This is a genomic window from Rhizobium sp. 2YAF20, assembly GCF_052114685.1.
Lineage (GTDB): Bacteria > Pseudomonadota > Alphaproteobacteria > Rhizobiales > Rhizobiaceae > Rhizobium.
In genome coordinates this window covers 85,883-111,774 of record NZ_JBFRFF010000010.1, presented here as the reverse complement: position 1 = coordinate 111,774, position 25,892 = coordinate 85,883, and the positions used below count along the sequence as shown (strand labels likewise).

Here is a 25,892-nt window from a genome sequence, read left to right as displayed (position 1 = left end):
TGGGATGGGTACTAAACTTTTGACTGTTGATCCCGAAGAGGAATTGCGCACGGGTAGGCTGAGCCCGCCGGAGCTTCTCTCCGAACTCGTCTGCACAAACACTGCGCTTCGACGGGCGTCACGGCGGTTGGGCCAACTCTATGATGACGCGGTCGCACCAACCGGCTTGAAGGCCACTCAGGTCGGGCTTCTGACGCAGATTGCCGCGTTACACGAGGGCGGCCATGGATGGCCCACTTTGCAATCGCTCGCCGAGCGCCTTGCCGTCGGCATCTCCGCTTTGACCCATGCGCTTCGCCCGCTGGTCCGAGACGGGCTCGTCGAGCTCATACCTGACGAACATGATGGCCGGACGAAGCACGCGATGCTGACGACGTCTGGAGAGCATCGTCTGCACCAGGCGTTGGTCCATTGGGCTGACGCCAATCAGCGCGTTGAGGTTGTGCTTGGTCCCTCCGCGGCGGCGCTTCGCGCGCTGGCAGATGACGTCGCCTCTCCGGAGTTCCTGGAAGCCTATGAAGCGCGTCGCAGGCTGAAAGGCTGATCACCTCTACCTAAGCTCGGTGAGAGCCGCTCACCTACGGGCGGGTGGTGGCTCGTTTTCAAAGCAACGGAATTGCAACGCCGCTGTACGTGGTCTGTGCGATATGCCCTTTTTCTTGAGTTGGAACCTATGGTGCCGCGATCGCGTCGATCCCGGTTCCGAAACAACTGGCCGCGTTCACCTGACTTCCCCGCCCGTGCCAATGGTTGGCGGGTGTGGCTGACCAGGGGCTTGAATCCAAGGCGCCTCGACGCCGCTGTAAGCGGCGGCCGTTAGGCAGGCGACACATTCCCCTCATTCTTGACGCAAGGCTTTCCATGCGCTTCGGCGCCAGCTCGCGGCCCTCTGTCAATTCGTGACATCTCCCCCACGAGCGGGCAGATTGGCTGGAGCGCCTTCGCCCACGACATAGGCATAGAAGTCTCAGCAGCTTTTGGCGAGGCGGCCGAGAGGTTTCGGCTGATCTCCCTTTGCGGGGGAGATGTCGGCGGAGCAGACAGGGGGGGCTGCGCCGAAGGCCATGAGTCGATTGCATGTGACATGCTCTAACCGGCAGCCTTGGCACCGGCTCCCCCCGCCTTCTTCAAAACGTCGATGAAGGCCCGCAGCCCCAGCGGCACATGGCGCCGGCCGGGATAGTAGAGAAACAGACCGGGTATCCACGGGCACCAGTCTTCCAGTACCAGAACCAAGGCACCGCTTTCGAGATAGGGCCGCAATAGGCGTTCGGAGATATAGGCGATGCCCATGCCGTTGACTGCCGCCTCGGTCATTAACGACATATGATCGAGCGTCAGCGGGCCGGTGACATCGACCGCCATTTCCTGGCCGCGCTTTTCGAACTCCCAGCGAAACAGCTTGCCGCTCGACATCCGAAAGCGGATGCAGACATGATCCTTCAGGTCGTCCGGCGTTTTCGGGGTTTCGCGACCGCGAAGGTACTCCGGCGACGCGACCGTGACAAACCGTGTCGCGCCATCGAAAGGCACCGCGATCATATCCTGTGGCAGCGACTCCCCGAGCCTGATGCCGGCATCGAAACCCTCGGCGACGATGTCGACCAGCCTGCCCTCTGTCACCAGATCGAGCGACATCTCGGGATAACACTTGAGAAAAGCCGGCACGATGGAAGTCAACAGGACGCGGGCGGCGATTTCGCTGGTGTTGATCCTGAGCGTGCCGCTCGGGCGGCCGCGGAATTCGTCGACCTCCTCCAGCGCCAGGTCGAAATCGCGGATGACCGGTACCAGCCGCGCCGCCAGGCGTTCCCCCGCCTCGGTCGGTGAGACGCTGCGGGTCGTCCGGTTCAAAAGCCGCACGCCCATGTTGATCTCCAGCGTGCGAAGGACATGGCTGAGCGTCGAGGGCGACATTCCAAGTTCGTCGGCAGCCTTCCGAAAACTGCGATGGGAAACGATGGCGACGAAAGCGGCGAGATCGCTCAAAGCGGGCTTTGAATTCATGGGTAACTTTCATCAGATCATCCAGCATTGTGCCGATAGTTTGGACAAACGACAAGCGCTATTTTCGCCAGGTGTTACCTCGCGAAAGGAATTTCCGATGACTAAGACCTGGTTCATTACCGGCACCTCCTCCGGCTTCGGCAGGATAATGACCGAAAAACTGCTCAACCGCGGCGACCGCGTTGCCGCAACCCTGCGCAAGGTGGAGGCGCTCGACGACCTGAAGGCCCAGTATGGTCACCAGCTCTGGACCGCCTCCCTTGATGTCACCGACACTCAGGCCGTTCATCAGGCGGTCGACCGCGCCTTTGCGGATCTCGGCCGTATCGACGTCGTCGTCAGCAATGCAGCCTACGCCCTGTTCGGCGCCGGCGAAGAGGTGACGGACGAACAGATCCGCCACCAGATCGCCACCAACCTGATCGGCTCGATCGCGGTCATCCGTGCTGTCCTGCCGCATTTGCGGGCGCAAGGTGGCGGCCGGATCCTGCAGGTCTCGTCGGAAGGCGGCCAGATCGCCTATCCGAACTTCAGCCTCTACCACGCGACGAAGTGGGGCATCGAGGGCTTCATCGAAGCCGTCGCCCAGGAAGTCGCGCCCTTCGGCATCGAGTTCACTATTGCCGAGCCCGGCCCGGCAAGCACCGGCTTTCGCGGCGGCCTCGTCAGCCCACCCCCGATGGCCGTCTACGATGACACGCCGGCGGGGCACGTACGGGCAGCAGTAAGCAGCGGCGCGTTCGTCCTGACCGGCGATCCCGTGAAGATGGTGCAGGCAATGATCGATTCGACGGAACGCAGTCCCGCACCGCAGCGTCTTGCATTGGGTGTCAGCACCTACGCCTCGATCCGCAAAGCTCTGTTGAGCCGCCTGGCGGTGCTCGAAGCGCAGAAAGACATCGCGTTCTCGACCGACGTCGATGCGTGACACCTGTCGAGCGTAACGCCGTCAGGCGCTACGCTCGACAGCTGTCGCTTGACACTCAAACATGGGGTCTTCTTCGCTCTGTGTGGTGGTGGAATTTGCTGTGGACGAAACGCTCGACGCCGTACCGGACGAGGGGAATTCCCGTGAAGTGGCGGCCGCGCTGAGGCCAGATCAGCCGATTGGAGACGATCAAGTGTGCGCTTTATGGCAGAATTGGCACGGAGCATGCTCGGAGAACACATGCTACCGCTCAATTGGCGGGGTCACCACACAAAGTGAGGAAGACCCCCGACTAACTGGAAACGACATCGCCGCCAATCACGACGAGCGCCCGATCCGGGCCATTCGTAAGCAGACAGGACACCATCAACCCGCCGGGTGACAAAAGAAAAACATCTTCGTTAGCGCTTCCTAAACCGTTTGCGCAGTATTTCTTGCCGATTGACGGTGGGACGCGGATGAGTGTCTTTAGGCGAACGCTCGGATTTGTTGTAATCCTGTTGACCGGTACGCTGCTGCTGGTGGCGCTGCGCATAGACGCTCAGCGGGACTTCGCGCTCGCCAGGGAACGCTACCTCGAAAATTCCCAAGCGGCATCCAAAACGGCGGCCAAGACAGTCGAAGATGCCTTGCGCGCGGTCTATGAAAATGTCCGAACCCTTACCTATCTGCCCAGCGTCATCAACCTCGACCGGCACGGCACCAATCTGGGCGACGAAGGCCGCGCCACGATCCAGCAGATCTACAACAACCTCGCAAGCAATGTGTCCATTTCCGAGGTATACTTCCTGCCCCTGGATTTCGACCCCGATCGCTTCGATCCCGTCACCGGCAAGCTCGAGGAGCCAATCCTCCAGTTCGACCAGCTGATCGTCAATGCCAGGGCAAGGACCGACGCCACCGGATACGCAAAGCCGGGAAAGCTGGTCGGGAATGAGCTGACCCGACCAACCGAGGAAGTCGAAACCTATGAATACCATGAGCTTGCCAAACAGCTTGCATGGCTGAAGGCGAACTATCCGAATTCGAGCGCAATCGACGGCCTCAACGTGCCGATCATCGGCACGAAGGAGCTCATCACCTGCGACAACACCGATTTCATCCACAGCCGCAATGATGCCGACCGCTCCGGCTTCATCCTTTCGGTTCCCGTCTACGCAACGGACGGCAGCCTGCGCGGCTCCGTTTCGGCGATCATGCTCACCTCGGCACTGAGGAAATTGCTGCCGAGCGCCGACTATGTCATCGTTAATTCAGGATACGGTTTCGAATCCGACCAGCACAGGCTGTCGACGTCACTGGCGGCAGATTCCCGTTCGTTCACGGCGCCCGACCCCAATCTGATCTATTCCGAAGTCATCCCGCTCTCGCTCAACGATCCTAGAAGCGCCTGGCGGCTCTGGGTCGGTTTTCCCAACAGCAGATTCGACAGCAACATAGACGCCCAGTCCGCGAGGGAATTCGAACTGGCCGGCTATGCCGCGGTTGGAATTGTCACGCTGCTGGCGCTGGCCTGCTGGTATGTGATCGGACGGGCGATGACGATGCAGGTCGAGGCTGCCGAGACCCTGGAGCGGCGGGTCGAAGAGCGTACCGCCGAGATCCAGCACCTCGCCACTCATGACATCCTCACCGGCCTGCCCAACCGAGGCCTCTTGGCCGACACAATGGACGAGGCGCTGAGAAGCCTCAGGAATGGCGAGAAGCTGGCAGTCCATTGCGTCGACCTCGACCGTTTCAAGCCGGTCAACGATACGCTGGGACATCCTGTCGGCGACGAGCTTCTCCGCGCGGTGGCGAAGCGCCTGAGCCAGCAGGCTGGCGAAGCGGCGATGGTGGCGAGAGTGGGCGGAGACGAGTTCATCATCCTCCAGCTTCTGCTCGATGGCGATGAGCAGGCCGCCGTGCTGGCAAGCCGCGTCATTCATGCCTTGTCCGGCGAGTTCTCGATCCAGGGCCACACGATCAACATCGGCAGCAGCATCGGTATCGCGGTCTCCCCCGACGATGGACAAAGTTCGGAAATCCTCATCCGCAATGCGGACCTCGCCCTATACAAGGCCAAGATGGAGGGTCGCGGCACCTGCAGGTCTTTCGAGCCGGGTATGGATGCCCGGCTGCAGGAACGCCGCCAACTCGAATCCGAGCTCGCGCTCGGCGTGCCGAACGGCGAGTTTGTCTTGCACTACCAACCGCTGCACGACGCCAAGACGTCGAATCTGACAGGCTTTGAGGCACTTGTGCGGTGGAACCACCCGAGACTTGGATTGCTGCCCCCCTCGGAATTCATTCAGCTCGCCGAGGAGACCGGGGTCATCGACGTGCTTGGCGAATGGATCTTGCGGCAGGCCTGCGCCGATGCGGCGAAATGGCCCTTACCCGTCAAGATTGCGGTCAATCTCTCGCCAGCACAGTTCAAGCAGCAGACGCTGCCGTTTCAGGTTGCCGCGGCACTCGCGGCTTCAGATCTCCTGCCATCACGGCTCGAGCTCGAGATCACCGAGTCGGTGCTGCTGGCGCACAATGAAAACACGTCAAAGACGCTGCATAGCCTGCGTGACCTCGGCATCAGCATAGCCATGGATGATTTCGGCACCGGCTATTCTTCGCTGAGCTATCTGCGGTCGTTCCCGTTCAACCGCATCAAGATCGATCGCAGCTTCGTCAGTCTGATGTGCGAGAGCCGAGAAAGCCAGGCGATCGTCAAGGCAGTCGCCGAGCTTGGTGCCGCGCTCGGCATGACCACAACGGCGGAGGGCGTCGAGACCGCGGATCAATTTCGGCTGGTCAGGGAAAATGGCTGCACCGATGTCCAGGGATGGCTGTTTGGACGGCCGATGCCGATATCCGAGGTCTACGCCCTTTTTGAACAGCCAAAAGCCTTGACGGCGTAAGGCGTAAGGACAGTTTCTCTCTACGGCGGCAATGCACCGAAGTGCCTTCAATGCTGCCTTCTGCCTTGCGGGCAGAAAGTGTTGCGTACCGCTCGGCTTCCTAACATCCGCGTTGGAGGTCAAAAACGGACGTTCGACGCGCAATCGCGGATTGTACGCGCAAGCCTCCGAGCCGGAGAATGCGTTTGAGATGAGCGAACAGCATCTCGACCTCTTGCGGCGCCTACAAGCTTCCTCACAGCCGACCATTTCACGCTTCCTCTTGGTGTCCGCTCACACAGGCGTTCAGCTGGGCCACGGTATCGCGAAGCGAAAACACCGGGTCCGATCCCTAACGAGACCTGTGCGCGGGAAGAGTTTTCTTTGATTTTGTTTGATCTTTTCGGTTTCCAGCGTGGAGGGCAGAAAGATATCAGCGCCAACGACGTCGGCTGTGGCTTGTGACGCTCTCGTGTGTGAAAACGCCTTCAACAATGACCGCGGCCAGCGGCCCCTATAAGTGGTTGATGACGCTTCGGTATCTACCATGGGCGAGGGGTCAAGTTTCGCGCTACGCGTGACCCCCTTTCTACATGGGAAAACTGAGCACTTACAGACAGATCGGTAGGTATTGGGGCGGGTTGCGGGTCGATGTTGCGCGCGTTTTCACAGCATAGGACTTCTCCTCGACGCGCGATTGTGCCCGCGTCGCCACCGGCTTGTATCGATCTGGAGTTCAAAAAAAGTGGTTTTCAATGAGCAAACGACGCCATATTTTGATGACGCGTCCTCGCAAGCGCTCGAGATCAACGATCTCAAAAGATGCTACTCACAACCTGATCGATCGCGCTGTTTTAGTTGCTCCTCCTGATAAATGCACGTAAAAAGGTTATGCCCCTTGTTAACAGCGAGCCGTTAGGATGGACACGATTCCCAGCGAAGATTTAGATGCGGCTTTGACATTGACCGATACGCTTGACCATCTACCTGCCACCTGCCACCTGCCACCTGCCACCTGCCACCTGCCACCTGCCACCTGGCGCCGGGCGTGGCAGCTGTTCCAGCCTCGTATCTGGCCCGCGAGGATGCGTCCAAGATGGCTCTGGCCCGGGACTCATCTCGATTTGATTGGCAGCTTCACCCCGCACATGAGCGAGGCAGACAATGCGTGCTAGCGAATGCCTCCGTTTACATCGGCTCGCCAGACGCGCTCAAAGAGTCCGGCGACCTTATTTGTCCGATAAATGATGGTGTCATGCAGGCGTCCGATATCATCGGCACCCGGTCTGATCTCGCGGCCGGAGCATGGGCTTATAAAGATCTGACAGCCTGACGTAACTTTGGAAATGCTTCGAGCACATGATGTGGCCGAGAATACGAACCACTCGAACCGCTTGCTCAGTCACCTACCTTGAAAGGCTCCCCAATGGTCAACCTCGCTGACCGACAGATTGTCTCAGGAACGGCGTATGTTCACGGCAAGGCTTCGGGCAATCTTGTTGCAAGCGATCTGGAGCTGAGCTTTTGGGGCGGGGTTGATCCGTGGACCGGCGAGGTGATCGATCGGCATCACCCCTTGAGTGGCCGCTGTCTCAAAGACCATATCCTCGCAATTCCAGGGGGTAGGGGATCCTGCTCTGGAAGTGGCGTGATGTTGGAGCTTTTGCTGAATGGCAAAGGTCCTAAAGCGATGTTGTTCGAGCGAGAGGAGGATATCCTTACGCTCGGTGTCGTCATCGCCGAGGAGGTATTCGGTCAATCTATTCCCGTTGTGACGCTCACGCGCGAGAATTTTCGCAAAGTGGTGAGTTCGGCATTCGTCGAGATCGACGGAGACGTGGTCTCCTGTTTAGCCGACGGTTTAGCGACGGACGCCGTTGCTGCGCGCAGTAGAGACTCTGGCCATCTTTTCGGCGAAGTCGAATTGTCGGAGCTGGATAGAGCTTATCTGAACGGGCACCACGGAAAGGCTGCACAATCGGCGATCCGCATAATCCTGCGAATGGCGAAACTGCAGGGCGCCACGCAATTGATGGATGTCTCACAAGTCCACGTTGACGGCTGCATCTATACCGGACCGGGCTCGCTTTCGTTTGCCGAAAAGCTGCGGGATCTGGGCGGGCGTGTCGTGGTGCCGACAACGCTAAACTCGATTTCGGTCGATCACCGACGCTGGCGCTCGCAGGGTATTAATCCCTTTCTGGGAGAGCCGGCCAGCAAGTTGGGTGACGTCTATGTCGAGATGGGTGCGTTGCCCACCTTCACCTGCGCGCCCTATCTGCTCGAGACGGCTCCCAAGATCGGCGAGCAGGTGGCTTGGGCAGAATCGAATGCGGTCATCTACGCCAATAGCGTTCTTGGTGCGCGGACAATGAAATATCCGGACTTTCTCGACATTTGCATCGCACTAACCGGCCGCGCGCCGCTGGCAGGCCCGCACATCGACACCAATCGAAAAGCCGGGCTAGTTATCAGTGTCGGCAATATCGAGAACATCGACGATTCCTTCTATCCGCTGCTCGGCTACCACATTGGTGCTCTGGCATCGAACCGTATCCCTGTTGTCACCGGCCTTGACCAAGCCGGTCCGACCAATGATGATCTTAAGGCCTTTGGTGCGGCGTTTGCGACCGTTTCCAGTGCACCGATGTTTCACATCGTGGGGGTGACGCCTGAGGCAACAACGCTGGATGCCGTGGTGCCCGCAGGCATCAACATTCCTTCCATCAACCTTCGGCTCGATGAACTTGCATCGAGTTGGGAAGAGCTCAACAGTGCAGGCGAAGAGCGCGTCGATCTCGTCTCGCTCGGTAACCCACACTTTTCGCTCAGCGAAATTCGAAGGCTGGCGTCTCTGTGTGCTGGGCGAAAGAAACATGCGGATGTGGCGGTGGTTGTTACCTGCGGACGCGCAACGCACGACAAAGCCAACGAAGTCGGGCTGATAGCGGAGCTCGAGCGTTTCGGGGTCCAGTTTGTGACGGACACATGCTGGTGCATGATCACGGATCCGATCATTCCTCCCGGCGCGGAAACCATACTAACGAACTCAGGCAAATATGCCCACTACGGGCCAGGGATAACCGGTCGACGCTTTTACTTCTGCGGCATTGCCGCATGCGTTACGGCTGCATGTAGTGGGGTACATAGCAAGGCGGCGCCCGGCTGGTTGCTGCGGGTGTAGCGCGGCCATTGGGGTAAATTCTAAATTCCATTCCGGCAAACGAGAGACCGGCTCGGGGAGTGCAACCTGACATGCCGTTGGGAAGGAATGAGCCTATGATGGGATTGAGTTAAGAATGAAGATCAACCTTCACCCACCCCCTCCCTTCGATTGCAACCCGATCCAGCCGGTCCGGTCGCGGGCTCGCGCAGCTGGAGTGTCGCATCTCTAAATGGCTGAAGACGCCGGATGTGACACTTTAACTTTGCGCACAAACGGACATTCTAACCTTGCCGCCACATTTATCTGTAGCCGGGTATATTCCCCACTCGACACAGCGCACCTCATATCCGCCGTTCGCTCGAAGCATCGAAAATCGATACTCTCGCAGTGTCAAAACTAATATCAATGGCACCCCGGATCCCGTTGGCCTCTGAGGTTGGAATGCGCATCGCCCAGCGTCGCGTGCCGACGGTCATCCAAATCAGGGTGTCGGCACCCAGCGGTTCGGTAACCTGTACCTCTGCTCTCAGGCGGGGGGCATGCAGCGCGGTTGCAGACGTCACGGGTTTCAGGTCTTCGGATCGTATCCCCATGATAACGTCGTGTGCGCCGCCGGAGCGGTTCTTGAAGTCATACCCACCGACATCGACCTCAAACCCCTCAAAAGCAAGCTTTCGGGCGTCTGGGCCGACGAGGCGGCCTTCGGCAAAATTCATTGGCGGAGATCCGAGGAACCCAGCCACGAACAGGGTTTCCGGCCGGTCGTAAACGACCTGTGGAGGATCGTATTGTTCGATATGGCCGCCGCGCATGACCGCCACTCGGTCGGCCATTGTCATCGCTTCTACCTGATCATGGGTGACATAAATCATGGTAGAGCCGAGTTCGGCGTGCAGGCGTTTCAACTCGATGCGGGTTTCTGCGCGAAGCTTGGCATCGAGATTGGACAGCGGTTCGTCGAACAGGCAGATACTGGAAGACCGGACGAGCGCTCGCCCGATGGCAACGCGCTGTCGCTGGCCGCCCGAAAGCTGACTGGGTTTGCGATCAAGGAGCGGTTCGATCTGAAGCAGGCCTGCAACCCAGGCCACCCGCCTTTCAATCTCGCCTTTGGCCACCTTGTTAATCCGAAGTCCGAAGGAAAGGTTCTGGCGCACGCTCATTGTTGGAAACAGCGCATAGGATTGAAATACCATGGCCAGCCCCCGATGGCTCGGCTCGACGTCGGTCATGTCCCGGTCCGCGATTATGATCTGTCCGCCGTCGGGCTTGTCGAGGCCTGCGATCAAATTGAGCAGGGTCGACTTGCCGCATCCGGATGGGCCCAGCAATATGGTGAACTCGCCGGGCTTGACCTCCAGATCCACGCTCTTGAGAATGTCGATCGCGCCGAAGGATTTGCGAATCTGCCGTACCGAAACACCTGACATCCTTTTATCCTTTGACCGCACCGGAGGCTATGCCGCGCACGAAATATCGGCCCGATAGTAAATAGACGATCAAGGTTGGTATGGCGGTCAGAACTGTCGCCGCCATGTTGACATTGATCGCCACTTCACCCCTGGCGTTGTTAACGAGATTATTCAGCTGCACCGTCATCGGCGCATTGTCATTGCCCGCAAATATGAAGCCGAGAAGGTAGTCGTTCCATATTCCGGTGAACTGCAGAATGCCGACGACAATGACCATGTTCACCGAAAGCGGCAGCATGATCGACCAGAAAGTCCGCAGAAATCCAGCTCCCTCCATCCGGGCCGCCTTGGTCAGTTCATCCTGTACGCCGACATAGAAATTTCTAAAAAGAAGTGTGGTATACGGCAGGCCATACACGATGTGGATCAACACGATGCCGGCATAGGTGGCGAACAGGCCCGTAGCGGCCATGATCTTGACGGTGGGATAGATCATCACCTGATAGGGAATGAAAAGCCCGACCGTGACGAACAGCATGATAATGTCGGCATATTTCGATTTCCATTGCGACAACGCATAGCCGTTCATGGCGCCAGCGAGCACGGAAAATATGACCGCCGGCGCCGTGATCTTCAATGAGTTCCAGAGGCCGGGACTTATGCCTCGGCATTCCAGACCCGAGCATGCGCTGCTCCAGGCAACGCCCCAGTATTCCAGGGAGGGATTGATTGGAAGAGAAAGCAGGCTGCCCTGCCGAATTTCGTCCATGGGTTTGAGTGAGTTCATGAAGATCAAGATCAGCGGCACAAGGAAAAAAATCGCGGAGGAAATCAGGAACAGGTAGATGCCGATACGGGCCACCGGCAGCGCGGGCCGTGATCTTCGAATGGTTTCCAGTTGGACAGGAGCTGGCTGCACGCTCATGGTTTTTTCCTGAATTCCGAATAGAAGTAGGGCGCCAGCAGCACGAGCACTATGACGAGCATGATAATGGAAGCGGCGGAACCAAGTCCGATATTGGCCCGACCGAAGAACTGGTCCACCGCAAATTTCGCCGGCAAGTCTGTGGAGAAACCCGGTCCACCCTTGGTCAGCGCGATCACCAGATCATAGCTGCGGATGACGTCGGCCGTCAGAAGCACGACGCAAGAGGCAATCATCGGTTTCAGACTAGGAAGTATGACGTGTAGGTAGGCGCGCCAGCGTGGAATGCCCTCGACGTGGATGGCTTTCCAGATGTCATCGTCAACACCGCGAAGTCCGGCCAGCATGATAATCATGATGAAGCCAACGGAGTGCCAGATGGCCGCAATGACCAGCGTGTATATCGCCCGGTGTGGATCAGTCAGCCAGTCGAAGTGAAAGCTTTCCCATCCTGTTGCGCGCACGAAGTGTTGGATCCCCGTCTCAGGATCAAGCAGCCATCGCCATGCCAGCCCGGTTACGATCAGCGACAGCGCCAACGGGTAGAGGTAGATTGTGCGCAACAAGCCTTCCATCCGGACCTTCTGATCCAAGCAAATGGCCAGAAACGTCCCGATGAGAAGTGAGAGCACGATGTAGAGACCGCCGAACACCACGAGATTGGAGCAGGCCGTCAGCCAACGCGGTGTGTTCCAGAGACGAACATACTGATCGAAACCCACAAAGTGGAAACTAGGAAGAAGCTTCGAATCCGTAAGCGAGATCAATCCGCTCCAGATCAGCGAGCCATAAAATATCGCCGCGATCACAGTGAAGAAAACACAGACAACGATATCTGGCCGGAATGCCCCCCTAGTCATCAACCGCATGATTGTTTTCCCCATCCGCTGCCAGGGTCCGAACCCCAAGGCTGCACGGCACGCCGCACAGCCTTTGTAATCATCGGATCCGCTATTTGAAGATCGCTGCAAATTTTGCGGCAGCGTCTTCAGATGTCATGGAGCCATCGGACCAGAATTGGCTGATAAGGTCGGTGACCTGCCCATTTTGGTCCGCGCTAAGTGCCGCGTAGGGGGCCACCACGACCGTATTGCCTGCCGCAACCGCCTGGCTCCCGATTTGCGAACAGGCATCAAGCTCCGTACGATCGACATCGGTCCGACCAGGGACCGAGCCCTTTGCCTTGGCGATCGCCACTTCGACGGCTGGATCAAACAGGGCGCTTACAAGCAGATCTTGGCCTTTGACGGCCTCCGCGTCCTTGACCACCGGGAAAGCCATGATATCGATTAGCACAGCATAGGTTCCCTTGGAGCCAGGTGCCAGCATACAGCCATAGTCCTTGCCTGGGACCTTGTTTGCGGCCTTAAATTCGCCTTTGGCCCAGTCGCCCATGAACTGCATGCCGGCTCGGTCGGTGATCACCATGTTGGTGGTGGCGTTCCATGAACGACCCGGGCTTGCCGGATCGACATAGCCGTTCAGCTTTCGAAAGATATCGAAGGCGTGTTTGATCACAGGCGAAGTCGCCGCCTCGGCCTTATGATCCATATAGAGGCTTCGATAGAAATCCGTGCCGCCGATGCCGATGACGATCGAGGTAAACAGGTTGCCTTCCTGCCAGCCCTCGCCGCCAACCGCCAGGGGTATATACCCGGCAGCCTTGATCTTGTCGGCATCCGCGAAAAACTCATCCCAATTGGCCGGCTCCTTGAGCTTCAATTCGTCAAAGATCTTCTTGGAGTACCAAACCCAATTGTTCGCATGCATCCCCATCGGCAACGCAACGATCTTGCCGTTGGAGGTGATATTCGCCAGCACGACAGGCGGCAGTACGCTCGCCCATTTGCCCTCTTTGGCCATACCGTCGAAGTCGCGCATATAGCCAGCGGCAACCATTTCATTCAGCGTAGAACCGGGGTTCATGAGTATCGCGGACGGTGGATTGCCTCCGGCGATACGACTGTTGGCTGCGGCAATTGCATCGTCAAAGCTCGCCGCCGGGCTGTCAATCCACTTGCCACCCTTGGCCTTGAAAGCGTCAGCCAGTGCGTTCATCGCCTTGGACTCGCTGGAGCTCGTCCAATAATGAATGACATCGACAGTTTGAGCGAGGGTAGGTCCTGCAACGGAAACCAGCAAGAATCCGGCCAGGCATGCTGTGCGTGTGATCAGTCTCATAGTCGTTCTCCTCTGCCATGCGAGATCTTCTGTCTCGTCCTATGGGATGGCAGATGCTGCTCCGACCCGGGAAGACCGTCAAGGCGCAGATATACCACTATTTGCTATCAGTTTTTGATGTTTTGGTGAAGTGCGCTGTGAATCAGGCCATATGACCATCATTAGTTGACTATTCGTGCCAAGCTGTCGCCGGTGCTTCCTGGATCACCCGTCGATGTGAAGCTCCAGATTATGAGGCGCCGAAAATTGCAGCTTGTCGGCGGAATCCGATTGAATCGCCGCGATCAGGGTGCAGGCGTCCGGGAGCCATGCAATATTGCGGCCGAGCCTGTCGGCGATATCCTGCCGATCTTCTTCGGGTACTGCGGCGTGGCCAACCGAGCCCGTCTGCAATTTTCGATATTCGGCGGGACTGCAGCCAAAGCGCTCGCGAAACTTGGCGAAGAAATGCGTCGAGTTGGTAAAGCCGGCCTCCTCTATCACCTCGGAAATCGTATGGCGGGTCGTTCGCAGCTTCTGGAGTGTGCGGTCGAGTTTAAGATTCTGGACATATTCACGAAAGCCTATCCCGACGCATGACTTAAACAGGCGAGAAAGATGGCTGAGGGTCAGCCCCTCGGCAACGGCGATATCGCTCAAGTTCATGTTCTGCCTCTCGGAAAGGCGTATGTTGCGCATGATCTCCACGACACGCTGACGCCCGCCATTTCCACGCGGATTCCGGTGGTTCTCGGGACTGTTCCAGGGCACGCGTCGATAAATGAAATAGCAAAGCATATCGGCAAGGATATTGCGGGCCATCGCTTCATCGGGCCGATCCGGCGCATTGAGCACGAGGCGGGAAACGATAGCCTTTATTGGCTGCGCTATCCGGTCGAATTGCTTGCCGTGCAGGAAACTCTTGCACAAGAACTCCCTGCGGGCAAAACCGGGTAGGCCATTGTTGTCGAAATACTCGGCATCCAAATGAACGCCACAAAGAATGGCGTCGGGCGACCATGCGACGGAATTATGGATGACATTCGCATTGATGATCATCACATCGCCTTCGGCAAGAAGGCACTGCTGGCCCGCTACGAGCAGGTTGATCGAGCCTCGCAGCGACATGACCACTTCTAACTCGGGATGCCAATGGAACGGGATGTCGACCGCGCCATGCATGAAAGCCCGGAAAGGTCTGTCGCCCGGCAGCGCCACGGACTGATAGCCATACTCCGCATCCAGCGGCGTATTGTCTGCAGAAAAAGCAATCGTCTGCACTTCCAAATCTCCTGCATTCTTATGGCTAGAGGCATCACCAACATCGGGTTCATTCGGAGCCTGGACCACGCTACATCAAAAAATGATGTACCGAAAGGTTGAGCGATAGCCTTTCGCAGCAAGCATACGAAGGGTAATCTCTGCTTTGATTTTGATAAAGGCGCCAAAAATGAAGCCATTTTCGCTCGATTGCCAAGAGGATGTCGCAACGCTTGCTTGTTGGCTTGGGACATTGCCGGCAGACCTGAATCGCAAAGAGAGATACAAATGAATTTCGATCAAAAGGACCGTGATCTGCTCGCTATCGTCGATAGTTTGACTGATGTCGAGAAAGTCGATCTCGTCAGCGGGCATGGTCTTTGGAAAAGCAAGGCGAATTACCGCACCAACATCCCTGAAATCGTCATGACCGACGGCACTTACGGCGTTCGCTACTCGGTCAGCCAGATCGAGGAGAATCCCGAGGGCGAGAACACCGCCCTCCAGCAGTTCCTTGCGGTCGTCAATCAGCGTGCGAGTGAGGGAGCGTCCGGTGTTTTCGGCTCGACCCGCAAGGCTACATGTTTTCCCAACGGAAGCCTGCTGGCCTGTTGTTGGGATATTGACCTTGGGTACCGGCTGGGGGAAGCGCTGGCGAGGGAATGCCAGGAATTCGGTGTGCACTTGTTGCTGGGCCCAGGCATCAACATAAGGCGCATGCCGTTGGCGGGGCGCAGTTATGAATACTATTCCGAGGATCCGGTTGTTTCGGGAGAAATTGCTGCGAGCGTAATCAACGGCTTGCAGGACAATGGCGTCGGCGCTTCACTCAAGCATTTTGCTTGCAACAACTCCGAGATTGAGCGAACGACGATGAGTTCCGACGTGGACGAGCGAGCTTTGCGTGAGATCTATCTCGCTGGCTTCGAACGGGCAATTTCCAAAAGTCGACCGTGGTCGGTCATGAGCGCCTACAATCGCATCAATGGCGTTCAGGCAGCTGAAAACGAATGGCTTCTCAATACGGTCTTGCGCCAGGAATGGGGTTATGAAGGCCTCGTCATTTCCGATTGGCACGGCATCAAGGATAGGCCAGCGTCAATCCGCGCCGGCAACGATCTCGATATGCCGGAAAGCCGGCAGAGAAAGGCCAGCCTTCTGGATGCGATCAGCAGCGGCAAGGTTTCGCGTGAGACGATCGATGCTGCCTGCTTTCGTATGTTGCGCCTGATCCAAAAGGTTCGCGCAGGGGCGCAAAAAGATTTTGAGTGCGATTTCGAGGCCCATCATGAACTCGCACGCGAAATGGCGGCGGAATCTCTGGTACTGTTGAAAAATAAAGGCTCGACGTTGCCTTTGCAGGCACAGAACCCGATGCGCATGCTGGTCGTCGGTGACTGGGCAATTGATCCCATTATCCAAGGGTCCGGTTCGGCGACCACCAACCCGACCCGCATAGATCGACCGCTTGACGAAATCGTTCGGCTTGCGGGCGAGAAAGCTATCATACGACATATTGGCGGCCCAGCCATCGATGATCTCATGATTGCGGAGGCGGTCAGGACAGCGGCGGAGATGGATGTCGTCATCGTGTTTGCCAGCGCCGAAACGGGAAGTGATGGCGAAGGTTCCGATCGTAGGAGTATGTCTCTTGCTTGCGGACAGGACCAGCTGATTTCTGCGCTGGCGGCAAACGCGGCGAAGGTCGTTGTGGTACTTGCCATTCCCGATGCCGTGGAGATGCCCTGGATTGACGAGGTTGATGCGGTAGTTGCGGCTTTCTATGGCGGCCAGGGCTGTGGCGAGGCAATTGCAAGAGTTCTATTTGGTCTGCAAAATCCCTGCGGAAAACTGACGGTTACATTTCCCAGAAGGCTGGAGGATGTTCCAGGGTTTCACAGCTACCCCGGTGAAAGCGATCGGCATTGCTACAGCGAAGGGATTTTCGTTGGATATCGCTATTACGATCTCAAGCAGATCGCGCCGATTTTTCCGTTTGGGCACGGCCTGAGCTACACGAGCTTTGACTATTCCAATCTGGAAATCGATACCACCGAGATTACGTCAGGGCAGTCGGTTAAGGCCATGTTCCAGCTGAAAAATTCGGGCAACCTGCCCGGCAAGGAGGTTGTCCAGCTCTATGTACGGCCGGTGGTGCCGGGCGCCAAGCGCCCCGTGCGCGAATTGAAGGGATTCTGCAAGGTCGCACTCAAACCGGGTGAAACACAGTCCATATCGATTGCACTCAGTCCGCGGGATTTCCAGTATTATGACACACATGCCCGGCGATGGGTCCTGCGCGGAGAGGCATTTCATATCGAGATTGCATCGTCTTCCCGCGACATAAAGCTTTCTGCCGAATTGCACTGCCGATCAGAGGCAGCCGGCTATCGCCGGCTTACGACCGAAAGCCAGCCAATGTTTGTGCTAGCCAACGGCTTGGCGGTCGAGCGCCTGGTCACTTTCATCTCAGAATCGCTTAGCGTCAGTGATACCGACGCGCGAAAGATGCTTGAATTAACGAGAAGCTCCTTTCTCGGGATATTCAACACGCTTTCCTGGTATGTGGGTGACGCTCTTTCCGAGCAGCAGCTCCAATTGGTTCTTGACGAGATAAACGCCGGAAACGGTTCTGATCTTGCCCGCGCTTGAAAGAGAACAAGCGGCTCCAGGAGGAGCGCAACATGTGAACATGTAGTTATCAAATTTTGTCAGGATCATAATGTAGCAACAGAGCTTCTTCTTGGGAACTTTCTCCGCCACTACATCCGATGAGCTTCATAATTACCACTTCGCTCGCATCGCGAGCGTGAAGATGTTCTCGGTCTGCGCTCATAACGTCGCATAAGGTCTCGTCTGGGATCTCGGCGAAAGGACGGAATAGAGGCCTGCTATTTACAGATGTGAACCTATTCGTTTTTTCCCCTGTCGTGGCGTCACGGGCAAGTCATTTCCGGATCGCGCCTCGCTCGTTTCACGTCGGCACGATCGGCGGCCGTGACTACTTCTTGCAATTCCAGCTTCGGTGAATTAAATGTGGTTACGTAACCACAAATGGCGGGGCCACGAACGTTGGAGTTTGCCATGACCGTCACCACGCTTTCAGGCCGTGAACTCAATCACGATCTAGGTCGCGCAAAGCGCGCCGCCAAGGACGGCCCTGTCATCATCACTGACAGGGGGCGGCCCGCGCACGTCCTCCTGTCGTTCGACGAGTACAAGCGGCTTACCGGCAAAATGCGGACGCTCGGTGATATGCTGGCCGCGCCGGGAGCAGCAGACGTTGACTTGCCTCTACCGCAGCGCACTGAACATGCCAAGCCGGTTGACCTGTCCTGATGCTATTACTTGATACCAATGTCGTGTCTGAGCTGCGCAAAGTGGCGAGCGGCAGGGCTGATCCCAATGTTGTCGTCTGGAACGAAACCGTCGATCCGGCCGAAACCTTCATTTCATCCGTGGTTCTGCACGAGCTGGAGATTGGCGTTCGGCTGGTGGAGCACAATGACCCCGTCGCCGGGAAGGTCCTGCGCAACTGGCTGGAAAACACGGTCCTCGGGGCATTTTCCGGCCGTATCCTGCCGCTGGAAGAGGCGGCAGCCGTTCAGGCGGCGAAATGGCATGTACCCAATCCCAGGCCGATCAATGACGCTTATATCGCGGCAGTAGCCTTCACCCGGCGTATGACACTGGTCACACGAAAGGTCAAAGATTTCGAGGGCATGGGAGTGAACCTCGTGAATCCGTGGGATATGCCGGCGTAACAGTTTTAGATTCCGTTCTCACCGCACATTAAATAGACTTTGCAGCAGTGCAGCCATGCGAAAGGTGCAATGGTTCGTTCGAAGGCGAGAAACCTCCTACAAAGCGCATGATCGCCTGGGCAAGAGCATCCGCGCAATCATCCTGCCATTCCGAGACCAAGGTACGCGCTGTCGCCGGCATCGGGTCGAGATCACGGACACGCTTTACGTCTATCCCGTTTGTTCTGAGATGATGGACTGCAGAAGCAGAAGCAGGCTGCCGCCGCCTGACGCTCACGCCGATGCGACATGAGCATCGCGGCGGAAATCCGAAGGCGGCTTTCCGGCAATTTGCCGGAAAGCCTTGTTGAACGCACTCACCGATCCGAAGCCGCTATCCATAGCTACCTGCAGAACGCTGTCATTGCCATTCAACAGCATGGCTTGCGCTCGCGACAGACGCAGCAGGGTTAGGTACTTGACCAGCGTCATACCCGTTGATTTGCGAAACAAGTTCATGGCGTATTTCGGATGCAGACCGGCAGAGGCAGCGATATCGGTTGCGTCGATCTCCTCGAGATAATTGCCGGCGATGAAATCACACATGCGTACGACGCCAAGCGAGGGCGGGACTGAGCCGCTTTCGGCCTTGCGTTCCTTGCCGGACGAGACGACCGTGTAAGGCTCCATGAACATTCGCTCGACGCGCAGCAGCAGTTCTTCCACCGTATGCTGGGCCTTCACCTCGTCTCCGGAATTGGCCCAGTTGTGCCAGCGCGGAAAGTTCTGCTCATCGGCGCAATCGGTCTTAGACGTCAGCATCGTCGCGCCGCCCATGAGCATCGCGGAGATTGCCGGCGGCAACCGCATGCGGAAGAAATGCACTAGCGGCAGATGGGCGCCGGCATAGACTGAATCATTGGAGGATTCGTCCATCCTGTGCGGCTGCCCGCCCCAGAACAGGCACATCTGTCCGGCGCCGAGCCGCAAATCGTGGCCGCCCATGCGATAATGTACCGAGCCTCGCACCATGTAGTTTACTTCGATTTGCGCATGCCAATGCGGGCGCATCATGACCCGAGGGTGGGCATGGAAGAACTGCAACCGGGTCGGCATTCCTTCGATGCTGCCTGGACACGGCTGGTAGATCGTTCTTTCGACAATCTTACTTTCCGCCAAATCCACATTCCCTTTGAACGAGACAGATTTTTGCCCCGGGATAATGTGCCCGTGTCGCTGAAGAACGGCAATTGAAAAAGGGAGGTTTTCAATGCTCCAGATATTTGGGCGCAATGGCGCATATCACGCATCTACCGGCGTGTCGCGACGCCGCACGTGCCGGCGATGAGATGCAACCGACCGTGAGGTCGCCTCTCGGGCGATGCTTCCTGCTCGATGCTGCATGCAACCGGTCGGCTGATCAATCCCACTACTCTTTCAGGGCTAACTGAAAAGGATTTTCCATGAGCTCAGAACAACCGATCCGTTGGGGCATCATCGGCCCCGGCACCATCGCGCGGGCATTTGCCGAAGGAGTTGCCCGTTCCGCTACTGGCCGCCTTGTGGCGATCGCGACCCGCAATCCGGAAAAGCCCGGCCTCCATGATGACTTTCCGGGAGCGCGCATCGTAAATGGCTATGATACGCTTCTGGCCGATCCGGAGATCGACGCGGTCTACATCGCCACACCGCATCCCGGTCATGCCGTATGGGCGATCAAGGCAGCACGCGCCGGCAAGCATGTGTTGATCGAAAAGCCGATGGCGCTTTCAGCCTTCGATGCGGCATCGATCTTCCATGAGGCGAGGAAGGCCGCCGTCTTCGCCGGCGAAGCCTATATGTACAGGTTCCATCCCCAGACGGCCCGTCTCGTTGAATTGGTGCGTGACGGCGTGATCGGCGAGGTGCGGATCATCCGTTCGAGTTTCGGCTTCGACATGGGCCGCTATCGCCCTGAGCATCGCCTATTTTCCAATGAACTTGCCGGTGGGGGTATTCTCGATGTCGGCGGCTATCCGGTCTCGATGGTGTGCATGCTCGCGGGCGCTGCCGAGAAAAAGTCCTTTCTCGAACCGCTGACGGTGTCGGGCGTTGCCCATATCGGCGCGTCCGGCGTTGACGAGTGGGCATCGGCGGTTCTCAAGTTCCAAAACGGCATCGTCGCGGAGGTTTCCTGCTCGATCATGGCACAGCAGGACAACGTGCTGCGCATCATCGGTTCGCAAGGCCGCATCGAGGTGAAGGATTTCTGGTTCGCCTCGGGAAAACAGGGCGGGGTAGGGCAAATCGAAATCATTCGGGGCGAAGGACAGCAGACAATCGAGGTCGAGGAAAAGCGCTATCTGTATTCGTTCGAAGTCGATGCGGTGGGCGAGGCCATCCGTGCCGGCCGCAGCGAGTTCACCTTCCCCGGCATGAACAGCGATGAGACGCTCGCCAACTTGCGTGTTCTCGATCGCTGGCGCGCATCTGTCGGTCTCGAATACGAGATCGAGACAGCTACCAGGCGCACGACCGACATTGCGGGTGCGGCAGTTGTCGCCGGCAAGAGCGTGCCCAAGCGGCAAATCCACCGCTTGGCCAAGCCTGCCTCCGCCGTTGCGTTGGGCTTCGAGTTCTTCCCGAATTTCGCATCTGCCTCACTGACACTCGATGCCTTCTACGAGGCGGGCGGCAATCTGTTCGACACCGCATTCGTCTATAGTGGCGGCAAGACCGAGAGCATTTTCGGCGACTGGCATACGAGCCGCAAGGTCGGCCGGGAGGACATCGTTCTGATTGGCAAGGGCGTCCATTCGCCCCTATGTTATCCCGACGTCATTGCCCGGCAACTGGATCAGTCGCTAGAGCGGTTGAAGACGGATTACGTCGATATCTACTTCATGCACCGCGATAATCCGGACATCCCTGTCGGCGAATTCGTCGATGCCATGGATGCGGAAGTTCGACGCGGGCGCATTCGGGGTATATTCGGTGGCTCTAACTGGACGCGTGACCGCATGGACGAGGCCCTCGTCTATGCCGAGAAAAGCGGCAAGACCGCGCCCGCCGCCCTTTCCAACAACTTCTCGCTGGCGCAGATGCTCGATCCCATTTGGCCCGGCTGCGTCGCGGCGTCCGACGACCCTTGGAAAGACTGGCTGAAGAAGCGACAGATTCCCAACTTCGCCTGGTCGAGCCAAGGGAGAGGTTTCTTCACCGATAGGGCAGGGCGCGACAAGCGCGACGATGAGGAGATTGTCAGGGTCTGGTATTCCGACCGCAATTTCGAACGCCGTGACCGCGCAATCGAGCTTGCAAGGAAGCGTGGCTGCAGCCCGATCCACATCGCCCTTGCCTACGTCATCGCCCAGCCGTTTCCGATCATTCCTCTCATCGGTCCGAGGACCGTGGCGGAACTGGAAGACAGCCTTTCGGCCATTCAGATCACGCTTACTCCCGAAGAGGTGCGTTGGTTGGAGGGTTGAGTGCTCAGGCCTGGCGAAAGGCATTGGCAAGTCAGAGGGAAATCGTCTTTGCTCTCGGTCCTACTTTGATTTCGTTGGAATTGAGGTGAATTCTTTGAGGGGTCGGAGATTCCGATCCCTTCAAGACCGAGGCATCGAAAACCCGTGCGGAACCTCGTGGCAGGACTGTTTCAGGATTTAGTTGGGTACGTTGACCGGTGTATGCAGTGAAGCACCCGCCTTTTCGGCCGCTGCCCGCAGGCGCTTGTCTCTGGTCCATAAGGCCGCTCGCTGGTCAAGGAGGACCGATGCCAGCAAGTGGGCATCCGTGTAGCCAATGCCCATACTGAAAATGCCGTGGTGATCGACCATTGTCATAACTTCGTCGTGCGTGGCGACCACTGCCTCGCGCTGAGCCGCCAGGAAAGCCATCACGCTGCGGCGATCCCGAAGGCTGCCAAGCGCCAGCTTGCCGATCACGCTTGGGTGGCAAAGTAGGCGATCATCCTCAATAATCCTGCGCAGCTCGGCATCGACATGGCGGAAATGATCAATCCAGATCGAGGTGTCTGCTAGTATCACTTAACCGCTGCGCTCCGGCGCCGCGGGGCTGCCTCGGCATCGGGCATGGTTCCTCCAAGCGCAATGAGGCGCTTTCCGGACTCCACACGCACGAGCGTCTCCAACGCTTGGCGGACGAGCGCCGCGGTTTCCTTGGTGCCGGTTAGGAACCTAGCCCTTTCCATAAGCGTGTCGTCGAGATTGATAGTCGATCGCATGAACTGGCTCTTTTGTTAAGGCGCGTAAATTAGCACCATTTGGTGAGAAAATCTACGCCTAGATTCTGCTTCCATGTGCAAGAGCAGTTCTTTAGCTGAGGAACGGTGACCTATTAATTTATTGGACAGTCGGCGTGCTCCCCGAGGCCAAAGCCAGCGCTATTTGCGCCTGCCATACGCGTATGACATCTGCGCCTATCAAAGGAAAAAATTGTCGGTCATGGTTCGATTCTATTCAAGGCTGGCAATAGATAAGCCCGCACCCAGGCGACGAAGAGAACCACGCCACCATCGACGCGTAGAGCCGCGCCAGTGGTCGCGAAAGCCTGTTCCGAGCATAGGGACCGCGCAATAGAAGACACGGGCCCGATCACCAATGCTTTGCTTTGGTTTCATGATCCGGCTCCAGCTTTGACCTGGCTCCTAGCGCTGTTACCTTACGCTCGCCTGGTTGTTGTCCTCGGCAGCATGGATGGTCGACCGAAGCTGATCGAGTCTGCGGCCAATGTGGTCAAAATGCGCCTCGGCAGTGTCCCTACGGCTAGCGGCCGTCGCTGGCTGACGAACGCTGAAATTGGCGCGGGTGCAGTCGTATTTGCCCTTCAACTCGTCCACGCACAGCAATGTCATTCATCTCGGTTTGATCGAAATCAATGGACGGGTCGCGATGATCCATTCCAGGGTTCGCGCTTCAGGGTCAATGTTGCCCGTGACGTCGGTCACGACAGCAGCACTGTCGGCCCGGTTCTGGAACACGCCAGGAATGCGATCCAGGTTCAGCCCGCCGATGGCGACGAGTGGTAGCGCTCCGATCCGGTGCTTCCATTTGCGCAGACGGTCGAGGCCTTGTGGCGCCCATGGCATTTTCTTAAGGATGGTCGGGTAGACCGGGCCTAGCGCGATATAGTCCGGACTTGCGGCAAGTGCAGTCGCCAGTTCCGCCTCGTCATGCGTCGAAAGCCCGAGCTTCAGGCCCGCCTTGCGAATGGCCCTAAGATCGGCCACGGCCAGATCTTCCTGTCCGAGATGGATGAAGTCGCATCCTTCTTCGATGGCAAGCTGCCAGTAATCATTGATGATGAGCTGGCACCGATGCGCCGTGCAGATTGCCTTTGCTCTTTGGATTTCGGCGCGGATCTCCAATGGCGTGCGATCCTTGATGCGGAGCTGCACCAACTTGACGCCGAGCGGCACCAGCCGGGCGATCCAGTCGGCGCTGTCAACGATGAGGTAGAAGGGATCGAGCCTCATGCGAAGACCGCCCTTCCGATCACCGGCGTCGATGGCACCGCCATATCGCGCGGCTCCAGCATACCGGCGCCAAAGGCCTGCCGACCTGCATCGATCGCCTTGGTAAAGGCAGAAGCCATCGCGACCGGGTCGCCGGCGCCGGCAATGGCGGTGTTCAAAAGCACAGCATCAAAGCCGAGTTCCATGACGGTTGTCGCATGCGACGGCCGGCCGATGCCGGCATCGACAATCAGCGGCACATTGGGGAAATGCGCCCGCATGGCCCGAAGGGCGGACAGATTGAGCGGACCTGCCGCGCTTCCAATCGGCGCGCACCAGGGCATCAGGACCTTGCAGCCGACGTCCAGAAGCCGTTCGGCCACCACCAGATCGTCTGTCGTATAGGGAAAGACCTCGAAACCCTCGCGGACGAGAATATGTGCGGCCTCCACGAGCCCGAAGACATCCGGCTGCAGTGTATCGTGATTGCCGATGACTTCCAGCTTGATCCAGTTGGTCTGAAACATCTCGCGCGCCATCTTGGCCGTCAGTACAGCTTCGGAAACACCGTGGCAGCCGGCGGTATTGGGAAGCACACGGACGCCGAGCGCACGGATTATATCGAAGAAGGCGCCGCCATTGCGTCCGCCGGCGCTCTCGCGGCGCAGCGACACCGTCACGATCTCCGTTGCCGATTGTCTGACTGCCTCGGCGAGAATGGCAGGAGAGGGATAGCGGGCGGTGCCCAACAGAAGGCGGGATGCGACGTCGGTTCCGTAAAGGGTCAGCATGGATCAGCCTCCTTGCATTGGGGTCAGGATTTCAATCCTGTCATTGTCATTGAGCGCGTGGTCGGCGCGATCCTCGCGATGAACGAGTTCGCCATTGACGGCGGTCGCAAGCCAGTCGCCCTCATAGTCCAGCGTAACCAGCAGTTCGGAAAGCGTCGTGACGGTGATAGTCTGGGGCTCGCCATTGACGATCAATCTCATGGGGCATGCGCTCCTATAGAGGTTCGGGAAAAGACAAGATTTGCGGCTTCGGTGGCCATGGCCGGCGCCAGCAGGAAGCCGTGGCGATAAAGGCCATTGAGGACGATCGCGTTGCCCTCCCGCCTCACACGCGGAAAATTATCGGGGAAGGCCGGGCGAATACCGGCGCCGGTTTCAACGACGGTGGCATCCGCGAAAGCCGGGTGCAGCGCATAAGCGGCATTCAGCAGTTCCATCAGTGAGCGCGCCGCGATCGGCCCGTCGAATTCGGTCTCGATCATCGTTGCGCCGACCATGAAAAGGCCGCCGCCACGAGGAACGATATAGACGGGAATGCGTGGATGCAGCAGGCGAACGGGCCGGGCGAGTTCAACCTCATCGGTCCGAAGGTAGAGCATTTCGCCTCGCACACCGCGCAGGTCGCGGGTCTGTCCAATGCGCGCGACGCCTGTGCAGTCGACAACATCGTCGAAACCCTGTTCGCTTGCATTCTCATTGACGAAGGTGACGCCCTGCCTGCCAAGTTTTTCCCGCAATGATCTCAACACCTGCCGAGGGTCAAGATGGGCTTCGCGCGCAAAGAACAGGCCGCGGCTGAAGCGCCCGGCAAGCGCCGGTTCAAGCACGGCCATGGCTTCTTCTTCCACCCATTCATAGCCCGTCGTGCGGCCAGCGAAGCGCTTCAGCTCGCCGTGATCGCGTGCCGGCGCCACCACCAGCGTCCCGTTGCAGATGACTTCCCCCGGCAGGATCGCATCCCAGCGCTCAGCGGCATCGAGGCCACGCGAGAGCACGGCCTCCTCAGCGCTCTCGCGCTCGCACCAGGGCGCTAGCATGCCGCCCGCCAGCCAGGATGCGGCGTGACCGAAATCTGGGTGCGGGTCGATGACGGTGACGTCGCCGCCGCGTGCGCGGAGTTCATGCGCCACCGTGAGGCCGGCGACGCCGGCCCCTTTGACCAGGACGCGCAT

General features: G+C 58.1%; 21 protein-coding genes. 8 read left to right on the top strand and 13 right to left on the bottom strand.

Annotated features, from left to right (window positions below):
• Positions 1-4 precede the first annotated feature (4 nt).
• Positions 5-544, top strand: a complete 540-nt coding sequence (locus AB4Z52_RS15115) for a MarR family winged helix-turn-helix transcriptional regulator (protein WP_442218742.1) — start codon at positions 5-7, stop codon at positions 542-544.
• Positions 545-1,089: 545 nt separating this feature from the next.
• Here the strand turns inward: AB4Z52_RS15115 and AB4Z52_RS15110 are convergent.
• Positions 1,090-2,007, bottom strand: coding sequence for a LysR family transcriptional regulator (locus AB4Z52_RS15110; RefSeq protein WP_442218741.1), 918 nt, complete (start codon positions 2,005-2,007; stop codon positions 1,090-1,092).
• A gap of 97 nt (positions 2,008-2,104) precedes the next feature.
• Here AB4Z52_RS15110 and AB4Z52_RS15105 point away from each other — a divergent pair, with 97 nt between their 5' ends.
• The 3 genes from AB4Z52_RS15105 to lhpI all read left to right on the top strand — a co-directional run bounded on the left by AB4Z52_RS15105 (position 2,105) and on the right by lhpI (position 8,992).
• Entirely contained in the window at positions 2,105-2,935 is an 831-nt protein-coding gene (locus tag AB4Z52_RS15105) for an SDR family oxidoreductase (protein WP_442218740.1), read from the top strand.
• Positions 2,936-3,393: 458 nt separating this feature from the next.
• Positions 3,394-5,829, top strand: coding sequence for a putative bifunctional diguanylate cyclase/phosphodiesterase (locus AB4Z52_RS15100; RefSeq protein WP_442218739.1), 2,436 nt, complete (start codon positions 3,394-3,396; stop codon positions 5,827-5,829).
• A 1,405-nt stretch (positions 5,830-7,234) separates the two neighbouring features.
• Complete coding sequence (gene lhpI, locus AB4Z52_RS15095) at positions 7,235-8,992, top strand: cis-3-hydroxy-L-proline dehydratase (RefSeq protein ID WP_442218738.1); 1,758 nt, start codon at positions 7,235-7,237, stop codon at positions 8,990-8,992.
• Positions 8,993-9,315: 323 nt separating this feature from the next.
• Here the strand turns inward: lhpI and AB4Z52_RS15090 are convergent, their stop codons facing one another.
• The 5 genes from AB4Z52_RS15090 to AB4Z52_RS15070 form a co-directional block, all read right to left on the bottom strand.
• On the bottom strand, positions 9,316-10,404 hold the full coding sequence (locus tag AB4Z52_RS15090; protein ID WP_442218737.1) for an ABC transporter ATP-binding protein: 1,089 nt from the start codon (positions 10,402-10,404) through the stop codon (positions 9,316-9,318).
• 4 nt (positions 10,405-10,408) lie between these two features.
• Positions 10,409-11,311, bottom strand: coding sequence for a carbohydrate ABC transporter permease (locus AB4Z52_RS15085; protein ID WP_442218736.1), 903 nt, complete (start codon positions 11,309-11,311; stop codon positions 10,409-10,411).
• Positions 11,308-12,180: a carbohydrate ABC transporter permease gene (locus tag AB4Z52_RS15080; protein WP_442218735.1), complete on the bottom strand. Its 873-nt coding sequence runs from the start codon at positions 12,178-12,180 to the stop codon at positions 11,308-11,310. Before AB4Z52_RS15080 ends, AB4Z52_RS15085 begins: the two co-directional genes overlap by 4 nt.
• Positions 12,181-12,262: 82 nt before the next feature.
• Positions 12,263-13,492, bottom strand: a complete 1,230-nt coding sequence (locus AB4Z52_RS15075; protein ID WP_442218734.1) for an ABC transporter substrate-binding protein — start codon at positions 13,490-13,492, stop codon at positions 12,263-12,265.
• Positions 13,493-13,696: 204 nt separating this feature from the next.
• Complete coding sequence (locus tag AB4Z52_RS15070; RefSeq protein ID WP_442218733.1) at positions 13,697-14,752, bottom strand: AraC family transcriptional regulator; 1,056 nt, start codon at positions 14,750-14,752, stop codon at positions 13,697-13,699.
• Between the two features lie 267 nt (positions 14,753-15,019).
• Between AB4Z52_RS15070 and AB4Z52_RS15065 the strand changes: the two genes are divergently transcribed.
• From AB4Z52_RS15065 to AB4Z52_RS15055, 3 genes are all read left to right on the top strand, one after another.
• Positions 15,020-17,383 (top strand): beta-glucosidase, encoded by a 2,364-nt coding sequence (locus tag AB4Z52_RS15065; protein ID WP_442218732.1) that lies wholly within the window; start codon positions 15,020-15,022, stop codon positions 17,381-17,383.
• Between the two features lie 432 nt (positions 17,384-17,815).
• Positions 17,816-18,070, top strand: coding sequence for a type II toxin-antitoxin system Phd/YefM family antitoxin (locus tag AB4Z52_RS15060; RefSeq protein ID WP_442218731.1), 255 nt, complete (start codon positions 17,816-17,818; stop codon positions 18,068-18,070).
• A complete protein-coding gene (locus AB4Z52_RS15055; protein WP_442218730.1) occupies positions 18,070-18,495 on the top strand; it encodes a type II toxin-antitoxin system VapC family toxin in 426 nt (141 codons plus the stop codon). Before AB4Z52_RS15060 ends, AB4Z52_RS15055 begins: the two co-directional genes overlap by 1 nt.
• Before the next feature lie 273 nt (positions 18,496-18,768).
• Here AB4Z52_RS15055 and AB4Z52_RS15050 read toward each other — a convergent pair whose 3' ends face one another.
• On the bottom strand, positions 18,769-19,653 hold the full coding sequence (locus tag AB4Z52_RS15050; RefSeq protein ID WP_442218729.1) for a helix-turn-helix domain-containing protein: 885 nt from the start codon (positions 19,651-19,653) through the stop codon (positions 18,769-18,771).
• A gap of 284 nt (positions 19,654-19,937) precedes the next feature.
• On the opposite strand from AB4Z52_RS15050, the gene AB4Z52_RS15045 reads away from it, so the two are divergent.
• Positions 19,938-21,941, top strand: coding sequence for an aldo/keto reductase (locus tag AB4Z52_RS15045; protein ID WP_442218728.1), 2,004 nt, complete (start codon positions 19,938-19,940; stop codon positions 21,939-21,941).
• 177 nt (positions 21,942-22,118) lie between these two features.
• Here the strand turns inward: AB4Z52_RS15045 and AB4Z52_RS15040 are convergent, their stop codons facing one another.
• The 6 genes from AB4Z52_RS15040 to thiO all read right to left on the bottom strand — a co-directional run bounded on the left by AB4Z52_RS15040 (position 22,119) and on the right by thiO (position 25,892).
• Complete coding sequence (locus AB4Z52_RS15040) at positions 22,119-22,502, bottom strand: type II toxin-antitoxin system VapC family toxin (RefSeq protein WP_442218727.1); 384 nt, start codon at positions 22,500-22,502, stop codon at positions 22,119-22,121.
• Positions 22,499-22,699, bottom strand: coding sequence for a type II toxin-antitoxin system VapB family antitoxin (locus tag AB4Z52_RS15035; protein ID WP_442218726.1), 201 nt, complete (start codon positions 22,697-22,699; stop codon positions 22,499-22,501). The genes AB4Z52_RS15040 and AB4Z52_RS15035 overlap by 4 nt, the downstream gene beginning before the upstream one ends.
• Positions 22,700-23,329: 630 nt before the next feature.
• Entirely contained in the window at positions 23,330-23,950 is a 621-nt protein-coding gene (locus tag AB4Z52_RS15030; protein ID WP_442218725.1) for a thiamine phosphate synthase, read from the bottom strand.
• The gene (locus tag AB4Z52_RS15025; RefSeq protein WP_442218724.1) at positions 23,947-24,720 is read right to left on the bottom strand and encodes a thiazole synthase; all 774 of its coding nucleotides are present in this window, start codon (positions 24,718-24,720) and stop codon (positions 23,947-23,949) included. The genes AB4Z52_RS15030 and AB4Z52_RS15025 overlap by 4 nt, the downstream gene beginning before the upstream one ends.
• 3 nt (positions 24,721-24,723) lie before the next feature.
• Complete coding sequence (gene thiS / locus AB4Z52_RS15020; RefSeq protein ID WP_442218723.1) at positions 24,724-24,921, bottom strand: sulfur carrier protein ThiS; 198 nt, start codon at positions 24,919-24,921, stop codon at positions 24,724-24,726.
• Positions 24,918-25,892 carry a glycine oxidase ThiO gene (thiO, locus tag AB4Z52_RS15015; protein ID WP_442218794.1) on the bottom strand — a complete coding sequence of 325 codons (975 nt, stop codon included), beginning with the start codon at positions 25,890-25,892 and terminating at the stop codon, positions 24,918-24,920. The genes thiS and thiO overlap by 4 nt, the downstream gene beginning before the upstream one ends.

Excerpts from the sequence above, each read along its gene's own strand:
- AB4Z52_RS15075 (WP_442218734.1), bottom strand. The coding sequence starts at position 13,492 with ATGAGACTGATCACACGCACAGCATGCCTGGCCGGATTCTTGCTGGTT.
- AB4Z52_RS15025 (WP_442218724.1), bottom strand. The coding sequence starts at position 24,720 with ATGCTGACCCTTTACGGAACCGACGTCGCATCCCGCCTTCTGTTGGGC.
- AB4Z52_RS15035 (WP_442218726.1), bottom strand. The coding sequence starts at position 22,699 with ATGCGATCGACTATCAATCTCGACGACACGCTTATGGAAAGGGCTAGG.
- AB4Z52_RS15085 (WP_442218736.1), bottom strand. The coding sequence starts at position 11,311 with ATGAGCGTGCAGCCAGCTCCTGTCCAACTGGAAACCATTCGAAGATCA.
- AB4Z52_RS15080 (WP_442218735.1), bottom strand. The coding sequence starts at position 12,180 with ATGCGGTTGATGACTAGGGGGGCATTCCGGCCAGATATCGTTGTCTGT.
- AB4Z52_RS15105 (WP_442218740.1), top strand. The coding sequence starts at position 2,105 with ATGACTAAGACCTGGTTCATTACCGGCACCTCCTCCGGCTTCGGCAGG.
- thiS (WP_442218723.1), bottom strand. The coding sequence starts at position 24,921 with ATGAGATTGATCGTCAATGGCGAGCCCCAGACTATCACCGTCACGACG.
- AB4Z52_RS15065 (WP_442218732.1), top strand. The coding sequence starts at position 15,020 with ATGAATTTCGATCAAAAGGACCGTGATCTGCTCGCTATCGTCGATAGT.
- AB4Z52_RS15045 (WP_442218728.1), top strand. The coding sequence starts at position 19,938 with ATGAGCTCAGAACAACCGATCCGTTGGGGCATCATCGGCCCCGGCACC.
- lhpI (WP_442218738.1), top strand. The coding sequence starts at position 7,235 with ATGGTCAACCTCGCTGACCGACAGATTGTCTCAGGAACGGCGTATGTT.
- AB4Z52_RS15110 (WP_442218741.1), bottom strand. The coding sequence starts at position 2,007 with ATGAATTCAAAGCCCGCTTTGAGCGATCTCGCCGCTTTCGTCGCCATC.
- AB4Z52_RS15090 (WP_442218737.1), bottom strand. The coding sequence starts at position 10,404 with ATGTCAGGTGTTTCGGTACGGCAGATTCGCAAATCCTTCGGCGCGATC.
- AB4Z52_RS15115 (WP_442218742.1), top strand. The coding sequence starts at position 5 with ATGGGTACTAAACTTTTGACTGTTGATCCCGAAGAGGAATTGCGCACG.
- AB4Z52_RS15055 (WP_442218730.1), top strand. The coding sequence starts at position 18,070 with ATGCTATTACTTGATACCAATGTCGTGTCTGAGCTGCGCAAAGTGGCG.
- AB4Z52_RS15030 (WP_442218725.1), bottom strand. The coding sequence starts at position 23,950 with ATGAGGCTCGATCCCTTCTACCTCATCGTTGACAGCGCCGACTGGATC.
- AB4Z52_RS15100 (WP_442218739.1), top strand. The coding sequence starts at position 3,394 with ATGAGTGTCTTTAGGCGAACGCTCGGATTTGTTGTAATCCTGTTGACC.
- AB4Z52_RS15060 (WP_442218731.1), top strand. The coding sequence starts at position 17,816 with ATGACCGTCACCACGCTTTCAGGCCGTGAACTCAATCACGATCTAGGT.
- thiO (WP_442218794.1), bottom strand. The coding sequence starts at position 25,892 with ATGCGCGTCCTGGTCAAAGGGGCCGGCGTCGCCGGCCTCACGGTGGCG.